This is a genomic window from Streptosporangium canum, assembly GCF_900113865.1.
Classification (GTDB): domain Bacteria; phylum Actinomycetota; class Actinomycetes; order Streptosporangiales; family Streptosporangiaceae; genus Streptosporangium; species Streptosporangium canum.
Genome location: NZ_FOQY01000049.1, coordinates 15,121 through 40,605, shown reverse-complemented (window position 1 = coordinate 40,605; position 25,485 = coordinate 15,121). Strand labels below are relative to the sequence as shown.

Below are 25,485 nucleotides of genomic sequence, written 5' to 3'. Positions count from 1 at the left end.
GCGCCCCGTTCTGTTGAAACGATTTCACGAAATTGAGTCAGATTTCATGACTTGTTTGCATTGCGGGCATAACGTCACGGCCTTACCTTCCCGGTATGGACCTCGAGCTCCGACATCTCAAGATCGTGCGCGCGGTCGCCGAGGCCGGGAGCGTCACCAAGGCGGCCACCCAGCTCGGACTGGCCCAGCCTGCGCTGACCGCGCAGCTCAAACGGATAGAGCGGGTGCTCGGGGGAGCTCTATTCGAACGCGACCACAACGGGGCGCGGCCCACGCCCCTCGGGGAACTGGTGCTGTCCAGGGCGATGGTGCTGCTGCCCGCCGCCCAGGAGCTGCAGGAAGAGGCGGTGCGGTTCGCCAACACCAGCGGCGACGTCCCCAGCTACCGGCTGGGCGCCACCAACGGGCCGGTCCTGGGCGGCCTGGTGGACCGGCTCGCCACGGCGTGGCCGTCGGCGCCGGTGAGCACCTACACCTCCTGGTCGGCCAAGGAGCTGACCGCGATGGTCATGCTCGGCCGGCTCGACTTCGCGCTCATCGGCGCCTGCGGGGAGAGCCCGCCACCGGTGGAGGGACCGGTGGTGTGGCTGACCGTGGGGGTGGACCCCGTCTTCGTGCTGCTCGACGAGAACCATCCGCTGGTCGGCCGGAAGGAGGTGGCGCTGGCCGAACTGGCCGGCGAGCAGTGGGCGGTCGCCCCCGGCGACAGCTGTTTCGGGGACTGCTTCGCCACGGCCTGTGCCCGTGCGGGCTTCACGCCCCGGACCATCTACGAGACCGACGTGAGCACGTGCATGCACCTGGCCAAGGTCGGCCGCGCGGCCGCGCTATGCCAGGCGACCTTCCAGCCCGCCCCGGGCATCGCGATGGTGCCGCTCGCCGACGCGCCGCTGCGCTGGCGGCAGCTGCTCGGCTGGCACCCGGAGGGAGCCGCCACGCAGGTCTCCGCGTCGGTCGTCGAGCACGCGAAGGCCGCCCACGCCGACTCGGTACAGCGCAGCACGCGATACGCCGCCTGGCTGGCCGACAACCCCCGCTTCGGCACCTCCCCATGACGCGCTTGCGCGCTTCCCATAACGCGACGATAGGGAGCAATTGATAGAACCACGCCCCGTGTGAGCGCCGCTACGTTGGCGGCACCCCCCACACGAGGAGACACCACCGGAGCCGGCACCAAGGGCTCCAACCAGGTCGCGCAGGGCACCTTCCAGGGCTCGTCCTTCCCCGGCAACGACTACGCCTGGGTCGCGGTCAACTCCAACTGGACGCCGGTCGGCGTCGTGAACGGCTACAGCAACGGCATCGTCCAGGTCGGCGGGTCGGCCGACGCGGCCGTGGGCTCGTCGGTCTGCCGGGCCGGCTCGACCACCGGCTGGCACTGCGGCACCATCCAGGCCCGCAACGCCAGCGTCACCTACCCCGAGGGCACCATCACCGGCCTGGGCCGTACCAGCGTGTGCGCCGAGCCCGGCGACTCCGGCGGCTCCTACATCTCCGGCAGCCAGGCCCAGGGCGTCACCTCCGGCGGATCGGGCAACTGCTCCTCCGGCGGCACGACCTACTTCCAGCCGATCAACGAGATCCTGCAGGTCTACGGGCTCACCCTGGTCACCGGGGGCGGTAACCCGCCGACCGGCTGCACCGGCTACCAGAACACCTACAACGGCTCGCTGGCCTCCAACCAGAACGGCTACCAGCCGAGCAGCACCGGCTACACCGCCGGGGCGGGCGTGCAGCGCATCTGCCTGGACGGCCCGAACGGCACCGACTACGACGCCTACCTGCAGAAGCTGAGCGGTTCCACCTGGACCGACGTGGCCAGCGGGACCACCCCCAACCCCGACGAGGCCTTCACCTACAACGGCACCGCGGGCACCTACCGCGTCCGGGTCCACGCCTACAGCGGCTCGGGCTCCTACACCCTGGGTCTGACCAGGCCCTGACCGTCTCACCGGCGCCGCCGTCCCTCCTCCCGGAGGGGCGGCGGCGCCGTCGTGTCCGGATGTCAAGAACAATGGACAGATGAGCGAGCTTCTGAGGTTGAGCGAGGGCGCGGTGCTGACGCACCTGGTCACCCGGGCCGAGCTGACGGCCGGTGCGCTGGCGGCCGTCGACGACCTGCGGCTGTGGGCGCGGCTGGCCGACGGCGACGGGATCCCCCTTGCCGGTGGCGGCCTGGTGCGCACCGTGGTCGAGGCGGGCGAGCCGTCCCTGACGGGACCCGGCGGCTGGCTGGCGGGGGTGGAGCCGGAGGACGTGGTCGCGCTGCGGCTGCGCGGGGGCGCGCTGGAGCTGTCGATCGCGGACCTGACCGATTTCCCCGCGGAGCGGGCGATCCGGGTCGTCCAGGAGTTCGGCGAGCAGGCACTGGACGCCCTGCGGGCCTTCGCCGAGGGGCTGGAGCCCGCCCCCGGCGTCCCGATCGACGTGGTGGTCCTCGACCTGCTGATGAAGGCCCCCGAGACCTTCGCCGATCCGCTCCCGCCGCTGGCCCCGCTGCTGCGCGAGGCCTCGCTGGAGCTGCGGGGCGGCCGGGCCGGCATCGTGGGCGCTCCGTGGGACACCGAGTCGGTCGTCGACCTGGCCCCGCTGGACGTCATCAGGCTGGCCCTGGTCCGCAGCGCGCTGCGCACCTACGACGAGGGCGGCGACCTGTCCAAGGCGATCACCTACCTGTCGCGCTCGGAGGCGGTCCTCGCCAGGATCGCCGACGAGGTGGAGCGCGAGCCGCTCGGCCCCGCCCTGATCGAGGCGCTCCCCCGCACCGAACCGGCCGCGCTGCTGCTGATCGCCAGGTCGGCCGAGGGCGAGGGCCGCTCGTTCGAGGCGTCCGGGCTCATCGACGAGGTGCTCTCCCTCGCCCCGGGGCTGGCCCCGGCCGAGCAGGACGCGGCCGAATACGCCGCGTGCCGTACCAACCCGGCCGATCCGCTGCCGGCGCGGGCCGCGCACCTGTTCCGGCAGCTGCTCGCCTACGGCTACCGCCCGGCCCGCAGGCGGCTGATCGACGACCTGGTCGCGCTGAGCATCCGGGTGGCCGAGCCCGCCCTCGCCGACCTGGCGCTGTTCGAGAACGACGTCGTCGGCGAGTTCCTGGACGCGCGGAGCGAGTGGCTGCGCGACGACGAGGCGGAGCTGCTGGAGTCCTGGCGCAGGACGCCGCTGCGCCTGTGGGAGGTCCTCGACGTCGCCGGAGAGATCACCCTGCGCGACGTGACGGACGGCGGGAAGGGCCCGGTGACGCTGACCGACGAGCTCCTCCCCCGGCAGGCCCTGCCCGGCGACCTGATGCTGACCAGACTGCTGGGCGACGGGGAGGGCCCGCACGTGTTCGGCCACCCGTTCAAGGTGGACCCGGCGCGCAGGGACGAGATGCTCGCCCTGCTCACCGACCCCGTCGACCCCTACGCGGTGGCCGCCTTCTTCAGGCGGGCCGGGCGACCGGCCGGCCCGGCGGACGGGGGTACCCGACCGGCCCCGTAGCCACGGCCGGTCACCCGGGCGGGCAGGCGTCGCCGATCGCCCGCGCGAACCAGCGGGTGATGCTCGTCGGGTGGGTGATGGCGGTGCCGACGACGACCGCGTGCGCTCCCCGCCGGATCGCCTCGGCGGCCTGCTCGGTGGTGTGGATGCGACCTTCGGCGATCACCGGGACGGGCAGGTCGCGGGAGAGCCTGCCGACCAGGTCGAGGTCCGGTCCGGGGCCGCCGCGCGAGTACGGCGTGTAGCCGGCGAGCGTCGTCCCCACGAGGTCGGCTCCCGCGTCGGCCGCGGCGACGCCCTCGTCGTAGGTGGAGACGTCGGCCATGACGAGCCTGCCGGTGTGCTCGTGCACCGCCCGGACGGTCTGCGCGAGGGTTCGGCCGTCGGGACGGGGGCGGCCGGTGCCGTCGAGTGCCACGATGTCGGCACCGGCCGCGGCGACCTCGAAGGCGTGCTCGATCGTCGGGGTGATGAAGACGTCGTCCGCGCCGTCCTTCCACAGGCCGATGAGGGGGAGGTCCAGCGCGGCCCGTATCCGGCGCAGGTCCTCCGGCCCCTGGGCGCGGATGCCCGCCGCCCCACCGGCCGCGGCCGCCTGAGCCACGCGGCACATCGTGTCGGCGTCACGCATCGGCTCACCGGGGTAGGCCTGGCAGGACACGATGGCCCGGCCCCGCACCGCGGCGAGCAGCGCGTTCACGGCACCACCTCGGCCGGCGTCCGGACCGGGCTGTCCAGCGGGGCTCATCCGGCCACCTCCAGGGCCATCCGGGCGGCGCCGAGCAGGGCGGCGTCGCCGCCGAGCGCGGCCGCTCCCCCGGCCAGGACGGAGACGGCGATCCGATCGCCCTGCGCGGCGAGACGGGCGACATCGGCCAGTCCCGACACTGCGGCCGCGGCGCGGGCGCGGTACTCCGCGAGCAGGGCGGGGCCGGAGGCGACCGCCTCGACGTGCCCGTGCCCACCGCACGGGCAGGGCCGTCCGGCCGCCGCCGCGGCGGGCACGTGACCGGCGTGACCGGCCACGGAGTGCGCGCCGCGCAGCACCCGCCCGCCGAGGACGACGGAGGCGCCGATCCCGGTGCCCACGGCCACCAGCAGCACGTCGGCGTAGCCGGCGGCGGCGCCACGCCACTGCTCGCCGAGCGCGTGCGCGTGCACGTCGTTGCCGACCGTGACCGGCAGGCCGAGCCTGCGGGACACCTCGCCGCGCAGGTCGGTGCCCGCCCATCCGGCGATGGCGCCGGTGGCCGAGACGATCACACCGCGCCGCGGGTCCACCACCCCCGCGCTGCCGACGCCCACCGCCGTGACGCCCCCCGCCCCCGACGCGACCTCGGCGACCAGGCCGGCGGCGGTGTCCAGAACCGCTGCCGGCCCCTGCGCCGCCGGGGTCGGCAGCGTCCGTACGGCCAGCAGGGTGCCGGAGGAGTCGACCAGCCCGGCGGAGGTCTTCGTCCCGCCGATGTCCACGCCGACGACCAGGGTCACAGGAGACCGGCCTCGTCCAGGTGGGAGGCCACGACACGGGTCTCGTCGGCGGTCAGCTCGCGCATGGGCGGCGAGACGGCCGAGCTCGCGATGACACCGCGCAGGGCGAGCGCCGTCTTGAACGCGCCGCCCCCCCTCGTGCTGCCGCCCGCGGTCTTCGGGGAGGCGGCGTCGACGATGCGGAACAGCCGGGTCAGCCGGTCCTGCTCGGCCTTGGCGTCCGCCCAGCGGCCCTCGGCGCAGGCCCGGACCAGGCGCACGTAGCCGTGCGGGTCGACGTTGCCCAGACCCGGCACCGCGCCGTCCGCCCCGGCGAGCATCATCGCGTCGACGACGACCTCGTGGCCGGTCAGCGCCGAGAAGCCCGGCAGGCCGGCGGCGCCGAGCACCACCTGGCGGAAGCCGACGTCGTCGCCGCTGGAGTCCTTGAGGCCGTCGATGACCCCGTCGGCGGCCAGCGCCAGCACCTGGTCGACGGCGAGCTTGGTGTGCACCGACACCGGCACGTCGTAGGCGAACATCGGCAGGTCGACCGCGGCCCGGACCGCCCGGAAGTGGCGGTCGACCTCCAGCGGGTGGATGCGGGTGTAGAAGGGCGCGGTCACCACGGTCGCGTCGGCGCCGAGCTTGGCGGCGACCTCGGCCCTCTCGATCACGCGGGCGGTCGTCGTCTCGATGCATCCCGCGAGCACGGGGACCCGGCCCGCGGCCGCCCGCACCACGACCTCCAGCGCCCTGTCGCGCCGGGCGTCGGTGAGGAAGGCGGCCTCGCCGGAGCTGCCCAGCGCGAACAGGCCGGTGACGCCGGCCTCGACCAGGAACTCGACCAGCCGCTCCAGCGACGGCGCGTCGACCTCTCCGTCCGGCGTCAGGGGGGTGACGAGCGGAGGGACGACGCCGCTGAAGCGGGGCTCTCGGGGACTCACGGAATGCTCCTCAGGAGGGGTTCGGGATGGACGCAGTGCCAGGAGTGCCCGCTCTCCCGGCCTGCCGGCGTGCTCGGCGGGAACTGCGCCGAGCACTCGTCTGTGGCCTTCCAGCAACGGGTGCGGAACGGGCAGCCCGACGGCGGGCGGGTCGCCGACGGCACCGGGCCGGTCAGCACGATCCGCTCGGCTCCGTCGAGCAGGCTCGGGGTGGCCGAGAACAGCGCACGTGTGTAGGGATGGCGGGCCTCGCCCGCCACCTCGGCGGCCGGGCCCTCCTCGACCACGCGGCCGAGGTACATGACCGCGATCCGGTCGGCGAGGTAGCGGACGGTCTGGATGTCGTGGGAGATGAAGACGAGGCCCAGCCCCAGGCTCGCGCGCAGGTCGACCAGCAGGTTGAGCACCTGGGCGCGGACCGAGACGTCGAGGGCGCTGGTGGGCTCGTCGGCGACGATCACCTGGGGTTCGAGCGCCAGGGCCCGGGCCACGGCGACCCGCTGGCGCTGGCCGCCGGAGAGGCGGCCGGGCAGCGCGTCGGCGGTGTGACCGGGCAGCCCGACCAGGTCGAGCAGGTCGCGCACGCGCTCCTCGCGCTGCCGTACGGTGCCGCGCCGGTGGATGTCCAGCGGGTCGCGCAGGATCCGCCGGACCGGCAGCCGCGGGTTGAGGGCGGTGGAGGCGTCCTGGAACACCATGCCGACGGAGGTGCCGAAGGTCTCGCGCCGTGCCTTCGCCGGCATGGACCACAGGTCGTCACCGCGGAAACGCACCGTCCCCGAGGTGGGCGGCTGAAGGCCGACCACCACCTTGGCCAGCGTGGACTTGCCGCAGCCGGACTCCCCGACGACGCCGAGGATCTCCCCCCGCCCGACGGACACGGTGGCGTCGGTGAGGGCGTGGACCTTGTCCCGGCTGAACATCCCGCCGCTGCGCGCGGTGTGCACGACGTGCACCCGTTCGAGGCTGACGACCGGTCCGTTCAAAGCTGTCCTCCTTCACGGACGGCGCCGTGGACGGCGCCCGGCTGGGAACCCGGATGGAAACAGGCGTGGGCGTGGTCGTGCGAGTCGCCGTCGAGCTCCGGCCGGGACGTGCGGCACAGCTCGGTGGCGGCCGCGCACCGGCCGGCGAACCGGCAGCCCGGACCGAAGTCCTGCGGCGCCGGCACCACTCCGGGCACCTGGTGCAACCGTTCCGCCCCGGCCTCCAGGGAGAGCACGGAGCCGAGCAGGCCGCGGGCGTAGTGGTGCCGTACCCCGGAGAAGAGCCGCGGGGCCGTGCCGACCTCCGCGAGCTGGCCCGCGTACATCACCGCCACCCGGTGCACGAGCTCGCCGACCAGGCCGAGGTCGTGGGAGACGAGCACCATGGCGAAGCCGAGCTCGTCCCTGAGCCGGCTGAGCAGCTCGACCACCTGGGCCTGCACGGTCACGTCGAGCGCCGTCGTGGGCTCGTCGGCGACGAGCAGGCGCGGGCTCCGCGAGAGCGCCATCGCGATCAGCACCCGCTGGCGCTGGCCGCCGGAGAGCTCGTGCGGGTAGCTGCGCAGGGTCCGTCGCGGATCCAGGCCCACGAGTTCGAGCAGTTCCTCCGGCGTCCGCGTGCCGCCCCGGCGGGTCAGCTGCCGTAGCTGGGTGCCGACGAGGACCGACGGGTTCAGCGACGACATGGCGTCCTGGTAGACCATGGCGATCTCCGGGCCGGAGATCGCCCGCCGCTGCCGGGGCGGGAGCGCGAGGATGTCCCGCCCGCCGTACTCGATCCGGCCGCTGACCTGCGCGCCGCGCAGCAGCAGGCCCATGATCGCCAGGCTGGTCAGGCTCTTGCCGCAGCCGGACTCCCCGACCAGGCCGAGCGCCTCGCCGGTGCGCACGTCGAAGGAGAGCGACTGCACGACCGGGACGTCGCCGTAGCGCTGGGGGAAGCGGATCGTGAGGTCCTGGACCGACAGCAGTGTCTTCGCCGTGTCCGGCAGCGGCGCGACCCGGGGTTCGCGCCCGGCCACCACGGCGGCGAGCCGGGCGAGCGCGGCGTCGACCTCGCCGTACTGCGCCAGGACGTTGGCCCGCACCACGCGGGTCAGATGCGGCACGTACAGGAAGGAGATGGTCAGGGTCAGCAGCATGAGGTCGCGGCCGAAGACCGCCACCAGCACCGCGGCGAGCGCGATGGGCGGGAAGGCCATGATCACGTCGAGGACGCGCATGATGCCCTCCCCGACGAGCTTGCGGGAGGTGGCCGCGAGGCTGCCGAGCACCGCGCCGGCGAGCACCGCCACCGCGGTGGCGCCCAGGCCGACGAGGAGCGAGGATCGCGCGCCGTGGGCGACCCGGGCGAAGACGTCGCGGCCGGCGCGGTCGGTGCCGAACCAGTGCTCGGCGCCGGGCGGGGTGGCCGGGACGCCGGTCGCCAGCGGGTCTCCCGCGACGAGCGGGGCGAGGAGGGCGAGCAGCCCCACCACCGCGAGGACGGCCAGGGAGACGATCGTGACCGGCGACAGCCGGGAGAAGCGGAGGCCCGGGCGGGTGAGCCGGGAGACGAGTTGCGGTCGGAACATGGTCACACCACCCGGATCCGCGGATTGACGAGGAGATAGAGCAGGTCGACGATGAGGTTCACCACGAGGAACGACACCGCGATCGTCAGCACCGACCCCTGGACCAGGGCGACGTCACCGTTGGTGACGCCGTCGAGGATGAGCTTGCCCATGCCGGGCAGGTCGAAGATCGTCTCGATGACCACGGCGCCGCTCAGCAGGTAGCCCACCCGGAGGCCGAGCACGGTCAGCGGGGTGATGAGCGCGTTGCGCAGCGCGCCGCGGATGACGAGCGACCGGGGCAGGCCGTTGCCGGTGGCGGTGCGGACGTAGTCGCGGTCCATCTCCTCGACCATCGAGGTGCGCACCAGCCGCGCCAGCGAGGCCGCCACGGGCACGGCGGTCGCGATCGCCGGCAGCGCGAGCGAGCGCAGCCACCCGGTGAGGGAGTCGGCGGGGTTGACGTAGCCGCCGGTCGGGAACAGCTCGACGCCGAGCGCGAACTCCTGGATGAGCAGGATCCCCAGCCAGAACGACGGCACCGCCACGCCCGCGATGGAGACCAGGCGGGTCACCTGGTCCGGCCAGCGGTCGCGGTAGAGGGCGCCGACGGTGCCGAGACCGAGGGCGAGGACGACCGCGAGCACGAGGGCCAGCAGGGTGAGCTGCATGGTCAGCGGGAAGGCCGTGACGATGCGGTCGACCACCGGCGCGGCGGGCGGGGCGGTGTACCCCAGGTCACCCTGGACGAGCTGCCCCAGGAACCGCACGTAGCGCACCGGCAGCGGGTCGTCCAGCCCGTGAGCCGCCGCGTAGGCCGCGCGCGCCTGCTCGCTCGCGCTTTCACCGAGGGCGTTGTACGCCGGGTCGTTGGGCGAGAACTGGAGGACGACGAAGACGAGCAGGGTGACCCCGGCGAGCATGAGCGGCAGGGTCACCAGCCGTCTCGCGGCCAGTCGTAGGAACGCGAACATGGTGTCTTTCTCGTCGCGGAGGGATCAGGCGAGGCCGACGTCGAAGAACGACAGGCCCGTCGTGGGGATGGGCCTGAAGCCGGTCAGCTTCTTGTCGTTCCAGGCGGTGGGCAGCTTGCGGTGCAGGATCGGGTAGAGCGGCGCCTCCTCGGCGACGATGTCGACCGCCTCGGCCCACAGCTTCTTCTGCTCGGCCGCGTCGCCGGTCTTCGCCGCCTTGTCGAGCAGCCCCAGGACCTCGGCCGCCTCCTTGGTGCCGTCCCAGCGGAACCGCTTCTGCGGCCAGAGGCCGTCGAAGAACCAGCGGAGCAGCAGGTCCATGTCGTTCCCGAAGACCGACGGGTCGCCGGGCGCCACCAGGATCTGGAACTTGCCGGGGTCGACCTTGTTGGTGTACTGCCCCCCGGACTGGCCGATGTCGAGGGTGGTGGTCACGCCGATGGCGTCCCAGCCCTCCTTGATGACCGGGACGGAGTCCTTCACCCAGCCGGCGTCGGTGGTCACCATGGTGACGTTCAGGCCGGAGACGCCGGCCTCCTTCAGCAGCGCCTTGGCCTTGTCGGGGTCGTATCCGTAGACGGTCGACGCCTTGGCGTAGGCCGGATGGGTCTCCTGCACGTAACCCGTGGCCGCGGCGGCGTTGCCGAGCATCGCCGTCCGGATCACCTTGTCGGTGTCGATGGCGTAGTGCAGCGCCTGGCGCACGCGCCTGTCGTCGAAGGGCTTCTCGGCGCAGTTGAACATGAGGAAGAGCAGGCCGAAGGACTGCGCGGCCTCAAGCTTGTGCTTCTGGCCGACCTTCTGCACGTCGATGTAGGGGACGTCCTCGATCGCCGCCACCCGGCCCGACTCCAGCGCGGTGACGCGGGCCGAGGGGTCGGACAGCAGCCGCCAGACCATGTTCTTGACCTTGGCCGGGCGGGTGCCGTTGTACTTGTCCCACCGCTCGAAGACGATCTTGTCTTCCTTGGTCGCCTCGACCAGCCTGTAGGGGCCGGACCCGACGGGCTTGGCGTCGAAGGCGGTCTTGTCCTTCTCGACGAGGGCCTTGGGCACGATCTTGACGACCGCGAGCCGCTCCTTGAGCAGCGGGAAGGCGTACTTGAGCTTGATCTCGACGGTCTTGGCGTCGGCCGCGGTGACGCTCTCGACGAACGGGATGAACTGCACCATGAGCGAGGCGTTGGCCGGGTCCATCACGCGCTGGAAGCTGAAGACCACGTCGTCGGCCGTCACGGCGGAGCCGTCGTGGAAGGTCGCGCCGTCGCGGAGCGCGACCTTGTAGGTCGTGTCGTCCGCCTTCTCCAGGTCGCGCGCGGCGAGCGCGGCGTAGGACTCGCGGGTCGCCGGGTCGAGGTCGAACAGCGCCTCGAAGACGTGCATGTTGGCGGCGACCGGCGTCGCGCCGGAGGCAGTACATCCTGCAGAACCGCCTGGGACCCGGTGATCCCCTGCCCACCGAGGCGGAGCTGTGCGCCGCCGTGGGAGCCAGCCGCTCCAGCGTCCGCGAGGCGATCAAGACCCTCACCGCCCTCGACATCGTCGAGGTACGCCACGGGCACGGCACCTACGTCGGACGGCTGTCACTCGCCGCGCTCGTCGAGAGCCTGACCTTCCGGGGGCTGCTCAGCCGGTCCGACGACTTCCGGGTGCTCTCCGAGCTGGTCCAGGTCCGCCAGACGATAGAGCAGGGACTCGCCGGCCCCATCCTCGCCGCCTTCGACGACGGTCTCCACGGCGAGCTGCTCGACCTCGCCGACCAGATGGCCGAGCGCGCGGCCCGAGGCGAGTCCTTCATCGAGCAGGACCGCGAGTTCCACCTGCTGCTCATGGAACCGCTGGGCAACGAGCTGATCACCCAGCTCACCGCCGCGTTCTGGGACGTCCACGCCATCGTCGCCCACACGCTGGACACCAGCCCCGAGTCGGTGCGGGAGACCGTCGAGGCGCACCACGCGATCGTCGCGGCGGTCTCCGCCGGAGACGTCGCCGCGTTCACCCGGGCCGTCGAGGCCCACTACGCCCCGGTCCGCCGACGTCTCCAGGAGGGGCCCGGACGCTGATCAGCCGGCCGGGCGGGCCGTACACACCGGGCAGGCCGGACCGGGCTGGGCAGGCCGGACCGGGCTGGGCAGGCCGGACCGGGCTGGGCAGTCCGCCGGGCTGGGCAGTCCGGGTGGCACCCCGTACACGCCGGCGGGCCCAAGTCGCGCGGGCGGGTCAGGCGATGCCGTAGACGCGGGCGGCCACCCCGCCGAACACCTCCTCGCGCTCGGCCTCCGACAGGTGCGCGGTGAGCGAGCGGGTGGTCTCCAGCACGCGGTCGTACGGCGCGGCGAGCAGGCAGACCGGCCAGTCGGAGCCGAACATGACCCGCTCCGGCCCGAAGGCCTCCAGCACCACGTCGACGTAGGGCCGCAGGTCCGCAGCCGCCCAGCCGCCCCAGTCCGCCTCGGTGAGGAGGCCGGACAGCTTGCACGTGACGTTCGGACGCGCGGCCAGCTCGCGGACCAGCGTGGCCCACGGCTCCAGCACCCCCGAGGCGACCGGCGGCTTGGAGCAGTGGTCGAGCACGAAGGCGAGATCGGGCAGCGCGGCCGCGGTCTCGATCGCGGCGGGGAGCTGGTGCGGGAGGGTGAGCAGCTCGTAGACGAGCCCGGCCCGTCCGACCGCCGCGAGGCCGCGCCGCACGTCGTCCCGGCAGAGCCAGCGCGGGTCGGCCTCGCCCTGCACCTGGTGCCGGATGCCGCGCAGGTAGCGGCCGCCCGGCACGGCCCGCAGCGCGTCGAGGTCGTCGGCCGCCGAGGGCGCGGTCAGGTCGGTCCAGCCGACCACCGCCGCGATCAGGTCGTGCGCCTCTGCCAGGGCCAGGAACTCCGGGGTCTCCTCCGGAACGGCGATCGTCTGCACGAGCACCGTGGCCGTCACCCCGGAGGCGGCCGCCGGCAGGTCCTCGACGCCGAAGTCCCTCCGCAGCGAGGCCATCTCCGGGCCGGTGATCCACTCCTGGTCCCGCACGGACAGGTCCCAGACGTGGTGATGCGCGTCGATCATGGCTCTCCCGAGGCGATTGGTCCGACCATTCAACCGAACCGCGTGGCACCCGACAAGTCACGACCGGGATTTCCGGCACATTGATCGGATCTCAGAGCGCGACCGCAGGCCACCGGTTGTCAAGTCGGCAGGGCCCCGGGCGGCACCTGAGCGGCAGGGCGCCACACCGGTGCCACGGACGACGTCGGCACGGCGCATGACCTGCGATTCCACGCTAACCGGAGAGAACTTCGGCGGTCTTTCCAGAGAGGACAAAGGCATCCGTCCACCCTGATTACCGTCCGTTGAAGCGCCCCCCACGGATGAATCCGGGGGATTCCAGCCATCCCGACCGTGCGGCTCTGCGCACGGCCGCGACGCTGTTGCTCGGCGGTTCACCTCCGGCCCCGTTCACGCGAGTTTCCACGCCCCAGCCGACGATCCCGTCCCGGGTCCCCGCCGGCGACCACCGGACCGAGGCGGCGGTAGCGGTCCGATCTCCTCCATGCTTCCGAGACCCAGAAGCGCTTATGGCGATGATCAAGCAAAAATAAGCGATATCTAGGCATAATGAAGTAGTGAACGGGCGTAAGTCGCTTTGACGCGGTGGAAACGAGGAGTGTTGACTGTGCGCATGCTGAGCGAAGCGAACGGTTCAATCGCCGGCGCGGGGGCGCTTCTGAAGATCCTGCGCGACGGTCAGGCCCGGACCCGGGCCGAGTTGGTGCAACTGACCGGACTGGCACGGTCCACCCTCGGGCAGCGGCTCGACGCGCTGCTGAGCCAGCGGTGGATCGTCCCGACCGAGGAGGCCATCTCCTCCGGAGGCCGTCCCGCCGTCGCCTTCACCTTCAACCGCGGCGCCCGCATCGCCCTCGCCGCCGACCTCGGAGCCACCCACGCCCGGTTGGCGATCACCGACCTGGGCACCGAGGTGCTCGCCGAGCGCGCGGACGAGGTGCCGGTGGACCGCGGTCCCGTCGAGACGCTCACCTGGCTCCAGCACACCTTCGAGGAGATGCTCGCCGAGACCGGCCACACCCGCGACCAGATCTGCGGCATCGGCGTCGGTCTGCCCGGCCCGGTCGAGCACAGCTCGGGACGGCCGGTCAATCCGCCGATAATGCCGGGCTGGGACGGTTTCCCCGTCCCCGAGTGGCTCGGCGAGCGCTTCGGCGCACCCGTGCTCGTCGACAACGACGTCAACATCATGGCGCTGGGCGAGCACTGGGCCGCCCGCCCCGAGGCCGACCACCTCATCTTCGTCAAGATCGGCACGGGCATCGGCTGCGGCATCATCAGCGACCGCCACCTGCACCGGGGCGCCCAGGGCGCGGCCGGCGACATCGGCCACATCCAGGTGGCCTCGGCAACCGACATCGTCTGCCGCTGCGGCAACCTCGGCTGCCTGGAGGCCGTCGCCAGCGGCGCGGCCATGTCCGCCCGCCTGTCCGCCGACGGCGTGGAGGCCGCCGACAGCCGCGACGTGGTCCGCCTGGTGCGCGGCGGCAACACCCAGGCCGTCCAGCTCATCCGCCAGGCGGGCCGCGAGATCGGCGACGTCCTCGCCTCGATCGTCAACTTCTTCAACCCCTCGGTGATCGTGGTCGGCGGCGACATCGCCGAGGCCGGCGAGCAGATACTCGCCGGTCTCCGCGAGGTCATCTACAGCCGCTCGCTGCCCCTCGCCACCCAGCACCTGACGATCACCGCCAGCGAGCTCGGCGACCGGGCCGGGGTGATCGGCGCGGCCGTCATGGTCATCGAACACGTCCTGGCCCCCGGCACCGTCGACCAGTCCGTCACCCGCGACTGATCACGGGACGTCATGGGCGTGGAGACCGGTCATGGAACGCCGTAGCCGTGGAAACCGGCCACGGAACACCATGACCGTGAAAGCCGACCATGGGACGCTATGACGATGAACATCGGACCGATCTGGACCCCCCGGCTCACGCTCGAACCGCTGGCGGTGGAGCACGCCGCCGAGATGGCCGAGGCGCTCTCCGACCCGGCCCTGCACACCTTCATCGGGGGCTCCCCCGCGACCGCCGAGCAGTTGCGCGACCGCTACACCCGCATGGTCGCCGGGCCGCCGCCCGGCGGTGACGACGCCTGGCTCAACTGGGTGATCCGCCTGGAGGGCCCGGACCGCCTGGTCGGCTACGTCCAGGCCACCGTGGCCGCCGGCCGGGCGTCCGTGGCCTGGGTCGTCGGCACCCCCTGGCAGGGCAGGGGGATCGCCGGCGAGGCCGCGCTCGCCCTCCTGTCCTGGCTCAGGGAGCACGGCGTCACCGACATCGTCGCGACGATCCACCCCGACCACACCGCCTCCTCGGCCCTGGCCCGCCGCCTCGGTCTCGTCCCGACCGATGCCCGGATGGACGGCGAGGTCGTCTGGCACTCCGAGTAGCTGTATGTGGACACCTGGAAAACTCACCCCAGGTCCGCGCATCGCCGGAGGTCAGGCGGACTGGGCACGCGACTCCGGTGCCGGCCACCGTGCATCGCCAAGTGGCCGGTGAGCCTCAGACTCCGACAACCTTGACGGTTTTCCCACAGAGCTTGTACATGTCGTCCTCATCGGAGGTGATGACGATCACCGGCCTGACCGCACGCAGGGCAGTAGCAGCCACCACGGCATCAATGGCGTACTTGTGACCATGCAGCCGGGCATCACGCAGAAGCTCGATCGCCCGCGCGCAGATATCCTCGGTCACCGGCTCGACCTTCAGCCGGGACAGATGCCATCTGAGGCGATCGCTCTTCACCCGGACGTCCTGAGCCTCAATCGGCGTCATCGCGCTGACGACGACCCGGAAGTCGTTGTCCTGAGCTCCCCGCACGATCGCGGTCACCCTCTGATCGGCCTCGCACCACCTGACGAGACCTTCGCAGTCGAGGACCACGGTGCCCGCGCTCAGCTTGCTTCGTGCGCGTGCCATCCGCCCTCTTCCTGAAGCTCGGGTGCGGACTTCACGCTCCGAAACAGCTCCGCCGCCTCATCCCGCAATCCCTGCGGAATCGGCCCACGGGCAGCCTCATTAGCCTGAAGCGCCTCCTCCAGGAGATCCCGCTCGATCTGACGTTCAACCGCGGCATCGACATAGGCGGAGAACCCGCGCGCTCCAACGCGTTCCCTGACCGCCTGGATGTTCCCCGCACGCAAGGAGACACTGACCTTGGCCGCCGGACCGGCCCCCGGGGCGAACTCCCGCTCAGGTGCACTCATGCGACTAGTTTACTACTCGAAGTAGTAAATAGCTCGGAAGTTCACCCACCGACAGGTCGAGTGGTCGAGCTTCCGTTCCGCAGGGGAACCAGCCCCGTCTGACAGGCGGCCCACTCGGACGGGTCACCTGGCTTGACGTTGGTCCCGCCGACGCCGCAGTGACCCCTGTGACGCCGCGCCTCCCGAAGTTGCCGCGGCAACCCGCGAGAGACGCCAGGTGATGACGGGTTTCCGTGGCCGGTCATCACGGAGCTCAGGCGGCGAGCTCTGCCGCGGGGTCCACACGGCTGGGATGGATCGCGGGACTACGTGGTCAGGCGCCTGCGATCTCTTCGGGGGGCAGGGCGGCGAGCGTCCGCAGCGCACGCAGGAAACCGCGCCGGTCCTCGGGGGAGAGGCGTGCCAGCAGGCGTTCTTCCTTGCGCCGGATGCCCGCCTGCGCGGAGTCGCGTACGCGGCGGCCTTCGGCGGTCAACGACAGGACGCGGACGCGCCGGTCGGCGGGGTCGGGGGTCCGCTCGATGAGGCCTTTGCGCTGAAGGTCGTCGAGGTATCCGATGATGCGGGTCTTGTCCGCGCCGATGGCCTCCGCGAGCGCGGCCTGGGTCCGCAACGGCCGTTCGTCCAGCGCGAGCAGGACCGAGTAGGCCCACATCGACAGGCCGTGCTCGTGCAGTACGGGCAGCTCGGCGTCGATGAGCGCCCGGCTCAGCGGGCTGATCATCGCGGCGAGGTCGGGACGATCGGTCACGGCATCCCACTATACGCATTGACAGATGATATGCGGATGCAGATGATAGGCATGAGCTTATCAATACGAGAGGTCGTTCATGGACATCCGGGAACTGGACAGGCGTGCGGTGCGCGCGAGCGTGGACCTGGTCGCCAAGGCGGCGGCCGAGGACCTCGGCCGGCCCACGCCGTGCGCGGGCTGGACGCTGGCCGATCTGCTCGCCCACATGACCGCCCAGCACCATGGTTTCGCCGCCGCGGCGGAGGGGGCCGGAGCCGACCTGGCGGCGTGGCGGGTGGAGCCGGCGGGTGACGACGCCCTCTCGGCCTACGCCGCGGCCGCCGAACGCGTGACGACCGCGTTCGCGCAGGACGGCGTGCTGGATCGCGAGTTCGCGCTGCCCGAGTTCGGCAAAGACCTGACGTTCCCCGCGGCACAGGCCATCGGCTTTCACTTCATCGACTACCTGGTGCACGGCTGGGACGTCGCCCAGTCGCTCGGCGTCGCGTTCACGGCGGAGCCGGAGCTGGTGGAGGCCGCCTGGCCGATCGCCCGGGCCGTCCCGGACGACGGACGACGTCGCAGGCCGGGTGCCGCGTTCCAGCCCGGCCTGGTCATCGCCGAGGACGCGGACCGCTTCGACCGGATCCTCGCCATGCTCGGCCGCTCCCCCGCCTAGAGCGGCCCTCGTCACCGGGAGGCCGGACGCCCCTCCGGGCGGGACGGCGTCCGCCGGAGGGGCGCCGGCCTCGGAGGGCGCGGCCTTCAGTCTCCCGGGAGAGGCGGCCCGCTCCGGCCCAGGAGTTTCATGAGGCGGGGCAGCGGTATCGCGTGCAGGGTGCGCCCGTCCACACCCGTCATGGTCGTCGCGGTGAACAGCGAGTTCAGGACGGCCTCCTCGACGACGTCGAGCGCCGCCTCGAACAGCGGGCTCAACGTCGTGTCCGGCAGCGGCGCGCCGTCCGTCCGGACCGAGAAGGCGATGCCGTAGTCCCCGCTGCCGTGGCTGTAGGAGGCGCCGACCCGTCCCAGCGCGAACACCGCACGCCGTGCCAGGCGGGTGAGCCGGCGGGAGTCGAGAGGCGCGTCGGTCGCCAGGACGACCATGCACGATCCCACGTCCGGGGCAGCGGGCTCGGCCAGCCCCAGGGAGGCCGGCGTGACCGTGGAGCCGAGGACGCGCAGCGTGCCGCCGAAGTTCGCCTGCACCAGCGCGCCGAGGGTGACCGGCCCGTCCGCCAGGTCGAGCACCCGGGAGGCCGTGCCGACGCCCGCCTTGAATCCCAGGGCGCCGGTGCCGGTTCCCGCTCCGACGCATCCCTCCGGCACCGGCCCCGGCGCCGCGCCGTCGATGGCCGCCAGCACCTGCGCCTCGCCGAGCGGACGGGCGCGGATGTCCGACAGGTAGCCGTCGTTGCACTCCCCCACGACCGGGTTGAAGGTCCGCACGTCCGCGCAGTCCGGCCGCGCCAGCATCCAGCTCACCACCGCGTCGGCCGCCCGGAACGCCGACAGCGTCGCGGTGAGCACGACGGGCGCCTCGATCAGCCCGAGCTCGGCCAGCTGGGTGGCGCCGACCAGCTTGCCGTGCCCGTTGCCGGCGAACATGCCCGCCGGCAACGGCGCGTGCGGGCCGACGTCGCCGGGGACGATCGCGGTCACGCCGGTGCGGATGGCGGGCTCCCGCAGGACGGTGCAGTGCCCGACACGTACGCCGGGCACGTCGGTGATGGCGTTGTGCTCGCCCGGCTCATGCTCGCCGATCACGATCCCGAGGTCGCGCGCCCGGTGACCGCGCCCCGTCAGGCTCATCGGTCGCCTTCCCTGCTCGCCGGGAAGGCGTCGCGCGCACGCGGCGCGGCCGGTGCCTCCGGCGTGGCGGCGGCGCGGCGGCGCAGGGCCGGCGCCTCCGGCGTGGCGGCGGCGTGGCGGCGCAGGCCCTCCGTCAACGGATCGAGCGGCCGATCGCGGTCGTGTCGCGCGTCGGCACGCGGTGGCCGGGGGGATGTGGCCGGCACGGTCTCTCCTCATCAGTCCGTCTCCGACGTCCCGGTCTGTCGGAACGCCGGAGCCGATTGTCCGCCCTCGGGGCACGATTCACTAACCAGGGGGGATCCCGGCGCCGTCCACTTCGGGATGTGCGGGAACCGCCGCCGGACCAGGGCCTGCCGTCCGTGGAACCGTTGTCGAGCAGGATGACGGGGCACTCGTGGCGCGGTAGCGAGCGTTCCAGGTCACGGCGGCGGTTCCGGGTGACCACCACCACCGTCACGTGTGAGAGCGAGTCCACCCGACCGGCCTGCCGAACGGTTCCGACGCGTCTGCGGACACTGGTTCACCTGCTCGATTCGGCGCTTTCACGGCGGCCCTGAAGCTCTTCGGCGAACCAGGAGATGGTACGGCTCAGCCCGTCGACGACGTCCACCTTCGGCGTCCAGCCCAGGCGGGAGGCGGCCAGCGAGGTGTCGGGGCGGCGGACCTCCGGGTCCTCGGCGGGACGGTCGATGAAGTGGATCGGCGAGTCCGAGCCGGTCAGATCGCGGATCGTCTCGGCGAGGGTGAGCATGGTCAGCTCCGCCGGGTTGCCGATGTTGACCGGTCCCTCGAACCCGCTGTCGGTCAGGGCGAGGATCCCCTCGATCGTGTCGTCCACGTAACAGATGGAGCGGGTCTGCCCGCCGTCACCGGTCACGGTGATCGGCTCGCCGTGCAGGGCCTGGCGGATGAAGGTGGGGATGGCCCGGCCGTCGTGGGGCCGCATCCTCGGCCCGTAGGTGTTGAAGATCCGCACGATCGCGGTGTCGGCCCGGTGGGAGTTGCGGTAGGCCGTGGTCAGCGACTCGGCGAAACGCTTGGCCTCGTCGTACACGCTCCGCGGCCCCACCGGGTTGACGTTGCCCCAGTAACTCTCCCGCTGCGGGTGCTCCAGCGGGTCGCCGTACACCTCGCTGGTGGAGGCCAGGACGAACCGGGCGTCCTTCTCCCTGGCCAGCCCGAGCGCGTGCAGCGTGCCGAGGCTGCCCACCTTGAGCGTCTCTATCGGATGGCGCAGGTAGTCGGCGGGCGAGGCCGCCGAGGCGAAGTGGAGCACCAGGTCCACGTCGCCGGGCACGTGGACGAAGCCGGTGAGGTCGCACTCGACCAGCCGGAACGCGGCCCGGCCGATCAGGTGCTCGACGTTGCGGGGGGAGCCGGTCAGGAAGTTGTCCATGCAGACCACCCCGGCCCCCTCGGCGAGGAGGCGTTCACACAGGTACGACCCCAGGAAGCCGGCTCCGCCGGTCACCACCACCCATCGCGTGTTCATCGGACGCCTACCTCCAGCAGATTGACGGCGGCGTCGAGGACTTCCAGGACGCCGATTTCCAGCAGGCCCTCATCGGGCAGGTCACCGTGGGGGTCGCCGGAGCGCCCCGCCCACAGGGCCACGTGCGGACCGTGGGGTGGTCCCCACAGGGCGGGTGAGACGGGCCCGAACAGCACCACCGAGGGGGTGGCGAGCGCGCTCGCGAGATGGGCCACTCCGGTGTCGCCGCAGACGACCAGCCGGGCCCGGGCCACCAGGGCGACCAGGTCGCGCAGGCCGGTGCGCCCGGCGAGCACGCACGCCTCCGGCAGGCAGGCGAGGGAGGCCACCTGCTCGGCGAGCACCCGCTCCCCGGCGCTCCCCGTGATCACCACCTCGTGCCCGGCCTGCCGCAGCGCGAGGGAGACCAGCGCGAACCGCTCCGGCGGCCAGCGCCTGGCCGGGGCGGCGGCCCCCGGATGGAGGACGACCGGCGCGGGCCGCCTGGACCGGGGAACCCTCGGTCCCGGACGGGCCGCCCCGCGACCGGCCGGGGCCCGGCACGCGGCCGGCGCGGGCCGATCGGGCGGATCGGGCCGATCGGGCCGATCGGGCCGATCGGGCGGAGAGGCATACGGCCCCGGACCCGCGCCGGGCGGGAAGCCCTCCGATCCCGGACCGGCCGCCCCGGAGTCGACGGCGGCCGGCTCGGGCTCCGATGCGGAGACGGGCTCCGGCGCCGGGCCGGCCGCCCACAGGCGGGCGACGGGCGGCGGCTCCCAGCCCGGAGGGACCTCCAGCTCCAGATCGCCCGGATCGGCCGCGACGCCGTACCAGCCGAGCAGGTCGCACCAGCGCCGGACCTCGTGCGCGTCCCCCCGCCAGGGCGGCCCCGGCACCTCCGGGAAGTCGGGATGAGCGTGGGTGAGCAGCCGTCCCGGGCCGGTACGGCGCAGCGCGGCGAGGCTCTGCGGACCCCTGCCGTGCAGGTTGACCGCGATGTCGGGGGCCACGCCGAGCGGGACCGGTCCCGGCCCCGACACGTCGAGCAGTCCGTCCACCGCGCCGATCAGCGGCACCAGGGGCGCCAGAGAGGCGGGCGCGGCCAGCACGATCCGGTGACCGGGATGGGCGCGGCGCAGCGCCCGCAGCGCCGGGACCGCGGTGAGCAGGTCACCGAGGCCGAGCCCGCGCAGCACCACCATCACCGGCGGCCCTCCGGCCGCCGTCCGTCCGCCCGCGGTCACGCCGGGTTCCGGCTCGTCACGGCCATGACGTCTCCGTGGCGGGGCAGACGACCAGCTCCCCGATCTCGCAGCCCACCGGCCGGCCGAGGGCGAACACGACGGTCGCGGCCACGTCCTCGGGCGGGTTGACGTCGGCGGCCGGCGGCCGGACGCCCGCGGCGAGGGGACTCGCCTGCTTCGATGTCAAGACGGTCCTCAACGGACGGCCTCCTTCGTGAACGCCAGGCGGTTGACGGCCTCGACGACGTCGGTGCTCGGCACGGACGACAGGCAGGGATGGCCGGCGGTCGGGCACACCCTGGCCCGGCTGCCCCGGCAGGCGGCGTTCTGATCGCCCAGCACCGCGCTCGGCACGCCGTACGGCGCCCAGCGGGCGGCCGGGACCACGGGGGCGAAGAGGCTGACCACAGGTGTGCCGACCGCCGCCGCGAGATGGGCGGGGCCGGTGTTGGCCACGACCACCACGCTCGCCCCGGCGAGCACCGCCGCCAGCTCGGCGAAAGTCGTCCTTCCGCCCAGATCCGTGACGGATTCCCAGACGGGCCCGCCTCCCCTCTCCGACCCCGGTATGGAACACGTCTCCTGGACGGCCCCGCGCAGGAGGCGCGTCTCCTCCACGAGGCCCGAGGCCGGCGCCCTACCCTCCCAGCCCTCTGGTACGGCGGGCCGGCCGGAGAGGCCGGACCTTCTCGCGCCGGCCACCCGCGCGGTGAGCGCGCGCTCGCCCGAGCCTCCGGTCACCACGACCCGCCAGCCCGCGCGGACGAGGTCGTGGACCGCCCTCGTCCAGCTCTCCGCCGGCCACGCCCTGGCCTGAGCGGAGACCCCGGGGTGCACGACCACGTAGCCGGGCGGCCCCGTCAGGTGCCCCACCTCGGGCAGCGGCCGCCGTACGGCGAGCGCTCCCCTGTCGCCGGGCGGCAGCTCGAACCCCGCGGCCCCGGCCAGTCCGAGCATGCGCTCGGCCTCCGGCACGTCCAGCTCCTCGTCGACGACGCGGCACACGTCGAGCAGCGAGCCGGGGTGGTCGGCGCAGATGGCCGCGGTCTTCGGCGTCCCGGCCAGCCTCAGCAGCAGGGCCAGCGGCAGCGGCGACTGGCGGAAGGAGGTGAGGATCAGCGCCAGCTCGGGTGCCACCTCCTGAACGGCCCTCAGCAGCCGCAGGGCGTGCGGGCCGGTCATCGGCGGCGGGTTGGCGTCGATCCACGGCGTCCGCCACTCCACCACCCTGGACACGCCGGGCAGCAGCTCGGCCGCCGCACGGCCCTGCGGCCCGGCCAGCAGCACGACCTCCCTGGCCCCCGCGGCGACCGCGCGGACGGCGGGCCCGGCCAGCAGGACGTCACCCGCGTTGCCCGGCCGGGCGACGAGGACGGTGCCGATCATCTCCGGACCCGCAGTTCCCCGTCGACCACGAGCACCGCCGCCGGGTCATGGAAGATCGCGTTTATCCCGAGAAATCTCATGGATTCGCCTCCCGTGTGTAACTGGTTAACTACCGAAAGGAGCGGTTCTCAAACGACGACATGGGGAAAAGTCCTGGTAAGAGACCTGAATATCGCCAGATATCACTCTCTGTAGTTTTTCGGGGGCTGTCCCTCCCACCCGCCGAGCACCCGGCCCGTTGACGAGAGACACCCGGAGGCGCCCGTGCCGAGCCGCGACAATCCAGCCGCCGTCCTTTTCGACCGGGACGGCACGCTGATCGTGAACGTCCCCCGCGACCGCGATCCCGGCCGGGTGGAACCCGCGCCCGGAACCCGCCGCGCGCCGGACCGGACCCGCCGGGCGGCGGCATTCGGCGTGGCCGCCCGCACCGGGAGCCGGACCCGGCCGGACGCCGGAGCCCGCTGATGAGAATCCTGCTCTGGCATGTGCACGGGTCCTGGACGACGTCCTTCGTCCACGGCGCCCACGACTATCTCGTGCCCCTCGTCCCCGGCCGGGGCCCCGACGGACGCGGCCGGGCCCGGACCTACCTCTGGCCCGCCACCGTGCGCGAGGTCCCGTGGAACCGGCTCCGCGGCGAGGATGTCGACCTGGTCGTCCTGCAGCGCCCCCAGGAGCTGGATCTCGTCCGGCGCTGGCTGGGCCGCCGCCCCGGCCGGGACGTGCCCGCCGTCTACGTCGAGCACAACGCCCCGGCCGGGAACGCCCCCGGCACCCGGCACCCGATGGCCGGACGCGGCGACATCCCGCTGATCCACGTGACCCACTTCAACGACCTGTTCTGGGACTCCGGCAGGGCGCCCACCCAGGTGGTCGAGCACGGCGTCGTCGACCCCGGCCACCGCTACACGGGTGAGCTCCCCAGGGCCGGCGTCGTGGTCGACGAGCCGATCCGGCGCGAGCGGGTCGCCGGAACCGACCTGCTGCCGAGGTTCGGCTCCGCCGCCCCGCTCGACGTCTTCGGCATGAAGGTCACCGGCCTGCCGCACCGGCTCCGCTTCCCGTTCGGGACCTTCGAGGACCTGCCCCAGCGGGCGATGCACGCCGAGCTCGCCCGGCGGCGCGTCTACCTGCACCCCTATCGGTGGACCTCGCTCGGGCTCTCCCTGATCGAGGCCATGCTGCTGGGCATGCCCGTCGTGGCGCTGGCCACCACGGAGGCCGTCGAGGCGGTGCCGCCGGAGGCGGGGGTGATCTCGACCCGCCTCACCACCCTCACCGCCGCGCTGCGGACCTTCGTCGACGACCCGGCCCGGGCCCGGCAGGCGGGGAAGGCCGCACGCGCCGCCGCGCTCTCGCGCTACGGCCTCGGGCGCTTCCTGTCCGACTGGGATCGCGTGCTCGCCCAGAGCGCCGGAGGCTCCGGAGGCTGACGCGCCGGCGGTGTCCCACCGGCGCGGCCCGCCACAGCCAGGAGCCCCGCCGGCGGGGCTCCTCTTCCCGTCCGCGGCCGGGTGAATTCTGTTGGGAGCGGGGAACAGGAGGCCGATGAAGACTCCGACCGTGCTGGTGGTTCTGGGAGCGCTGGCGATGGGACCGGTCGGTTGCGCGTCCTCGGACAGGGGGCCCGCCGAGCAGGCGGTGACGCGGTTCTACACGGCGGTGCACGACCGGCATGGCGACCAGGCGTGCTCGCTGCTGACACCGGAGGCGGCCGAGAGCCTACGGACGGGGGGTCAGACGTGCGCCGAGACCGTCCTCGACCTGCCCGGCGGCCAGGTGCGCGACGCCGAGGTCTGGGGTGACGAGGCCCAGGTCCGGCTCACGCGGGACACCGTCTTCCTCCACAGGTTCCCGCAGGGCTGGCTGGTGCGCGGCGCCGGCTGCCGGCCCCGCGGCGACCTGCCGTACAGATGCGAAGTGGAGGCCTGACATGCGCGTCATGTTCGTCACGACCGTCGCCGTCGTCGCGATCGGCCTGATCTACATCTTCGCCATCGGCCTGCTGCGCCGTTAGTCGGCGCCCCGCACCGGCAGACCGACGTCGAGGGCTGACCAGGGGCGGCGGGAAGGCCGAGGCGCCGGCACCTCCCTTTTCCTTCTCACCGTCGAGCTGGAGGCCTCGGTCACCGCAGCTGTCTCCGCCGACGCGGTGCGGCCGGTCCGGAGACGCAGTCGAGTGCCGTCTGTGTGAAGGCTCCGCACCTGACGGTGGCACCCGCCGTACGCCAGAGAAGTCCGTATTCCAGCGGTGGGGCGTCTTCGATGGGGATGTAGGCCAGGTCGGGGCGGGGGTAGTAGCGCGCCCCCTGGGCTACGGCCAAGGTGACCCCCTGGCCCGCGCTGACGAGCGTGAGAAGTTCCTGCCAGTACCGGGTGGTGAGTGAGCGGCGGATGGGCTTGCCGCTCGGGCTGTAGGGCGGGAGCAACTGATCCACGAAATAGTCTGGCATTCCGGAGATGAACAGGACGAGCTCGTCGGCGAGGTCTTCCACACTGACCGTCTCGCGGTGCGCCAGACGGTGCCGACTGGATACGGCGAGGACTTTGGGGTCGGTGATCAGGACCGGTCCCGCGGTCAGGTCGGGCTCGTCGACGGGGAACTCGGTGAGCTGGATGTCCAGCTCACCGCGGCGCAGAGGCCCGAAGGGGTCCGACAGGTGGACCTCGCGGATCTGAACCTCGCAGTCGGGATGGCGAACACGGAAGGCATTCACGATCTTCATCACCATCTCGCTGGCCAGCGGACTGGAGAACCCCACGCGCAGGACGCCGCCGACGCCGCGCGCAGCGTCGGCGGCTTTGGCGATCGCCTGGTGAATACCGCGGTGATGGGGTGTCAGGTCCTCGCGGAGCTGCTGCCCGACGGGCGTCAGCGTCACCCGGCGACTGGTGCGATCGAACAGTGGGCCGCCGACGCGCCGTTCCAGGACTTTGATCAGTTGGCTTATCCGCGCCCGTGACACGTGCAGCCGTTCCGCGGTGCGGCCGAAGTGCAGCTCCTCGGCCAGCGTCAGGAAGGCCTCGATTTCCTGCCAGTCCATCTCGCACGCCTTCCTATCAGTAAAGCCACCTTACCGATAGGTGAGCATTTCGCTGTTGTTCCAGGTCATGGCGTGATCGATGCTTGACCAGCCAACGGGAATCAGAGG

The 25,485-nt window shown here is 72.7% G+C and carries 28 protein-coding genes; 10 read left to right on the top strand and 18 right to left on the bottom strand.

The window, feature by feature from the left end; translation table 11 throughout:
• The first annotated feature begins 95 nt into the window (after window positions 1-95).
• From BM085_RS39430 to BM085_RS39420, 3 genes are all read left to right on the top strand, one after another.
• Entirely contained in the window at window positions 96-1,055 is a 960-nt protein-coding gene (locus BM085_RS39430) for a LysR family transcriptional regulator (RefSeq protein ID WP_093891868.1), read from the top strand.
• Window positions 1,056-1,130: 75 nt separating this feature from the next.
• The gene (locus tag BM085_RS39425; protein WP_245789961.1) at window positions 1,131-1,943 is read left to right on the top strand and encodes a S1 family peptidase; all 813 of its coding nucleotides are present in this window, start codon (window positions 1,131-1,133) and stop codon (window positions 1,941-1,943) included.
• A gap of 79 nt (window positions 1,944-2,022) precedes the next feature.
• Window positions 2,023-3,483 carry a hypothetical protein gene (locus BM085_RS39420; RefSeq protein ID WP_143121282.1) on the top strand — a complete coding sequence of 487 codons (1,461 nt, stop codon included), beginning with the start codon at window positions 2,023-2,025 and terminating at the stop codon, window positions 3,481-3,483.
• Between the two features lie 10 nt (window positions 3,484-3,493).
• On the opposite strand, the gene BM085_RS39415 is transcribed toward BM085_RS39420, so the two are convergent.
• The 7 genes from BM085_RS39415 to BM085_RS39385 are packed head-to-tail and all read right to left on the bottom strand — an operon-like array spanning window position 3,494 to window position 10,796.
• Complete coding sequence (locus BM085_RS39415; RefSeq protein WP_093891866.1) at window positions 3,494-4,183, bottom strand: N-acetylmannosamine-6-phosphate 2-epimerase; 690 nt, start codon at window positions 4,181-4,183, stop codon at window positions 3,494-3,496.
• A gap of 44 nt (window positions 4,184-4,227) precedes the next feature.
• A complete protein-coding gene (locus BM085_RS39410; RefSeq protein ID WP_093891865.1) occupies window positions 4,228-4,974 on the bottom strand; it encodes an ROK family protein in 747 nt (248 codons plus the stop codon).
• Window positions 4,971-5,900 carry a dihydrodipicolinate synthase family protein gene (locus BM085_RS39405; protein WP_093891864.1) on the bottom strand — a complete coding sequence of 310 codons (930 nt, stop codon included), beginning with the start codon at window positions 5,898-5,900 and terminating at the stop codon, window positions 4,971-4,973. Before BM085_RS39405 ends, BM085_RS39410 begins: the two co-directional genes overlap by 4 nt.
• On the bottom strand, window positions 5,897-6,886 hold the full coding sequence (locus tag BM085_RS39400; protein ID WP_177245501.1) for an oligopeptide/dipeptide ABC transporter ATP-binding protein: 990 nt from the start codon (window positions 6,884-6,886) through the stop codon (window positions 5,897-5,899). The genes BM085_RS39405 and BM085_RS39400 overlap by 4 nt, the downstream gene beginning before the upstream one ends.
• Window positions 6,883-8,460 carry a dipeptide/oligopeptide/nickel ABC transporter permease/ATP-binding protein gene (locus BM085_RS39395; protein ID WP_093891881.1) on the bottom strand — a complete coding sequence of 526 codons (1,578 nt, stop codon included), beginning with the start codon at window positions 8,458-8,460 and terminating at the stop codon, window positions 6,883-6,885. The genes BM085_RS39400 and BM085_RS39395 overlap by 4 nt, the downstream gene beginning before the upstream one ends.
• A gap of 2 nt (window positions 8,461-8,462) precedes the next feature.
• Window positions 8,463-9,413: an ABC transporter permease gene (locus BM085_RS39390; protein WP_093891863.1), complete on the bottom strand. Its 951-nt coding sequence runs from the start codon at window positions 9,411-9,413 to the stop codon at window positions 8,463-8,465.
• A gap of 24 nt (window positions 9,414-9,437) precedes the next feature.
• Window positions 9,438-10,796, bottom strand: a complete 1,359-nt coding sequence (locus tag BM085_RS39385) for an ABC transporter substrate-binding protein (RefSeq protein ID WP_245789960.1) — start codon at window positions 10,794-10,796, stop codon at window positions 9,438-9,440.
• Window positions 10,797-10,831: 35 nt separating this feature from the next.
• Between BM085_RS39385 and BM085_RS39380 the strand changes: the two genes are divergently transcribed.
• Window positions 10,832-11,476, top strand: coding sequence for a FadR/GntR family transcriptional regulator (locus BM085_RS39380; protein WP_093891862.1), 645 nt, complete (start codon window positions 10,832-10,834; stop codon window positions 11,474-11,476).
• Window positions 11,477-11,633: 157 nt separating this feature from the next.
• Here BM085_RS39380 and BM085_RS39375 read toward each other — a convergent pair whose 3' ends face one another.
• Complete coding sequence (locus tag BM085_RS39375; RefSeq protein WP_093891861.1) at window positions 11,634-12,467, bottom strand: amidohydrolase family protein; 834 nt, start codon at window positions 12,465-12,467, stop codon at window positions 11,634-11,636.
• Window positions 12,468-13,080: 613 nt separating this feature from the next.
• Here BM085_RS39375 and BM085_RS39370 point away from each other — a divergent pair.
• Window positions 13,081-14,262 (top strand): ROK family protein, encoded by a 1,182-nt coding sequence (locus BM085_RS39370; protein WP_177245500.1) that lies wholly within the window; start codon window positions 13,081-13,083, stop codon window positions 14,260-14,262.
• 105 nt (window positions 14,263-14,367) lie between these two features.
• The gene (locus BM085_RS39365) at window positions 14,368-14,859 is read left to right on the top strand and encodes a GNAT family N-acetyltransferase (RefSeq protein ID WP_093891880.1); all 492 of its coding nucleotides are present in this window, start codon (window positions 14,368-14,370) and stop codon (window positions 14,857-14,859) included.
• 115 nt (window positions 14,860-14,974) lie between these two features.
• Here BM085_RS39365 and BM085_RS39360 read toward each other — a convergent pair whose 3' ends face one another.
• The 3 genes from BM085_RS39360 to BM085_RS39355 form a co-directional block, all read right to left on the bottom strand.
• On the bottom strand, window positions 14,975-15,391 hold the full coding sequence (locus BM085_RS39360) for a PIN domain-containing protein (protein WP_093891859.1): 417 nt from the start codon (window positions 15,389-15,391) through the stop codon (window positions 14,975-14,977).
• Window positions 15,367-15,678 carry a hypothetical protein gene (locus BM085_RS43905; RefSeq protein WP_143121281.1) on the bottom strand — a complete coding sequence of 104 codons (312 nt, stop codon included), beginning with the start codon at window positions 15,676-15,678 and terminating at the stop codon, window positions 15,367-15,369. The genes BM085_RS39360 and BM085_RS43905 overlap by 25 nt, the downstream gene beginning before the upstream one ends.
• A 313-nt stretch (window positions 15,679-15,991) precedes the next feature.
• A complete protein-coding gene (locus BM085_RS39355; protein WP_218158960.1) occupies window positions 15,992-16,429 on the bottom strand; it encodes a MarR family winged helix-turn-helix transcriptional regulator in 438 nt (145 codons plus the stop codon).
• 79 nt (window positions 16,430-16,508) lie between these two features.
• Here BM085_RS39355 and BM085_RS39350 point away from each other — a divergent pair, with 79 nt between their 5' ends.
• On the top strand, window positions 16,509-17,090 hold the full coding sequence (locus BM085_RS39350; RefSeq protein ID WP_093891858.1) for a TIGR03086 family metal-binding protein: 582 nt from the start codon (window positions 16,509-16,511) through the stop codon (window positions 17,088-17,090).
• Window positions 17,091-17,176: 86 nt separating this feature from the next.
• Here the strand turns inward: BM085_RS39350 and BM085_RS39345 are convergent, their stop codons facing one another.
• The 6 genes from BM085_RS39345 to BM085_RS39325 all read right to left on the bottom strand — a co-directional run bounded on the left by BM085_RS39345 (window position 17,177) and on the right by BM085_RS39325 (window position 22,330).
• Window positions 17,177-18,223: a P1 family peptidase gene (locus BM085_RS39345; RefSeq protein WP_093891857.1), complete on the bottom strand. Its 1,047-nt coding sequence runs from the start codon at window positions 18,221-18,223 to the stop codon at window positions 17,177-17,179.
• Window positions 18,220-18,429, bottom strand: a complete 210-nt coding sequence (locus BM085_RS45020) for a hypothetical protein (protein ID WP_177245499.1) — start codon at window positions 18,427-18,429, stop codon at window positions 18,220-18,222. The genes BM085_RS39345 and BM085_RS45020 overlap by 4 nt, the downstream gene beginning before the upstream one ends.
• A 317-nt stretch (window positions 18,430-18,746) precedes the next feature.
• The gene (locus tag BM085_RS39335; RefSeq protein WP_093891855.1) at window positions 18,747-19,718 is read right to left on the bottom strand and encodes a UDP-glucuronic acid decarboxylase family protein; all 972 of its coding nucleotides are present in this window, start codon (window positions 19,716-19,718) and stop codon (window positions 18,747-18,749) included.
• Window positions 19,715-20,944 (bottom strand): glycosyltransferase family 9 protein, encoded by a 1,230-nt coding sequence (locus tag BM085_RS39330; protein WP_245789959.1) that lies wholly within the window; start codon window positions 20,942-20,944, stop codon window positions 19,715-19,717. The genes BM085_RS39335 and BM085_RS39330 overlap by 4 nt, the downstream gene beginning before the upstream one ends.
• A gap of 16 nt (window positions 20,945-20,960) precedes the next feature.
• Window positions 20,961-21,143: a hypothetical protein gene (locus tag BM085_RS45560; protein ID WP_218158959.1), complete on the bottom strand. Its 183-nt coding sequence runs from the start codon at window positions 21,141-21,143 to the stop codon at window positions 20,961-20,963.
• A complete protein-coding gene (locus BM085_RS39325; protein WP_093891854.1) occupies window positions 21,140-22,330 on the bottom strand; it encodes a glycosyltransferase family 9 protein in 1,191 nt (396 codons plus the stop codon). The genes BM085_RS45560 and BM085_RS39325 overlap by 4 nt, the downstream gene beginning before the upstream one ends.
• A gap of 264 nt (window positions 22,331-22,594) precedes the next feature.
• On the opposite strand from BM085_RS39325, the gene BM085_RS39320 reads away from it, so the two are divergent.
• The 3 genes from BM085_RS39320 to BM085_RS39310 all read left to right on the top strand — a co-directional run bounded on the left by BM085_RS39320 (window position 22,595) and on the right by BM085_RS39310 (window position 24,265).
• Complete coding sequence (locus BM085_RS39320; RefSeq protein WP_093891853.1) at window positions 22,595-22,798, top strand: HAD family hydrolase; 204 nt, start codon at window positions 22,595-22,597, stop codon at window positions 22,796-22,798.
• Window positions 22,798-23,766 (top strand): glycosyltransferase, encoded by a 969-nt coding sequence (locus BM085_RS39315; RefSeq protein ID WP_093891852.1) that lies wholly within the window; start codon window positions 22,798-22,800, stop codon window positions 23,764-23,766. The genes BM085_RS39320 and BM085_RS39315 overlap by 1 nt, the downstream gene beginning before the upstream one ends.
• A gap of 115 nt (window positions 23,767-23,881) precedes the next feature.
• Complete coding sequence (locus BM085_RS39310) at window positions 23,882-24,265, top strand: hypothetical protein (RefSeq protein WP_093891851.1); 384 nt, start codon at window positions 23,882-23,884, stop codon at window positions 24,263-24,265.
• Between the two features lie 194 nt (window positions 24,266-24,459).
• Here the strand turns inward: BM085_RS39310 and BM085_RS39305 are convergent, their stop codons facing one another.
• Window positions 24,460-25,377, bottom strand: coding sequence for a LysR family transcriptional regulator (locus BM085_RS39305; RefSeq protein WP_093891850.1), 918 nt, complete (start codon window positions 25,375-25,377; stop codon window positions 24,460-24,462).
• Window positions 25,378-25,485: the final 108 nt, after the last annotated feature.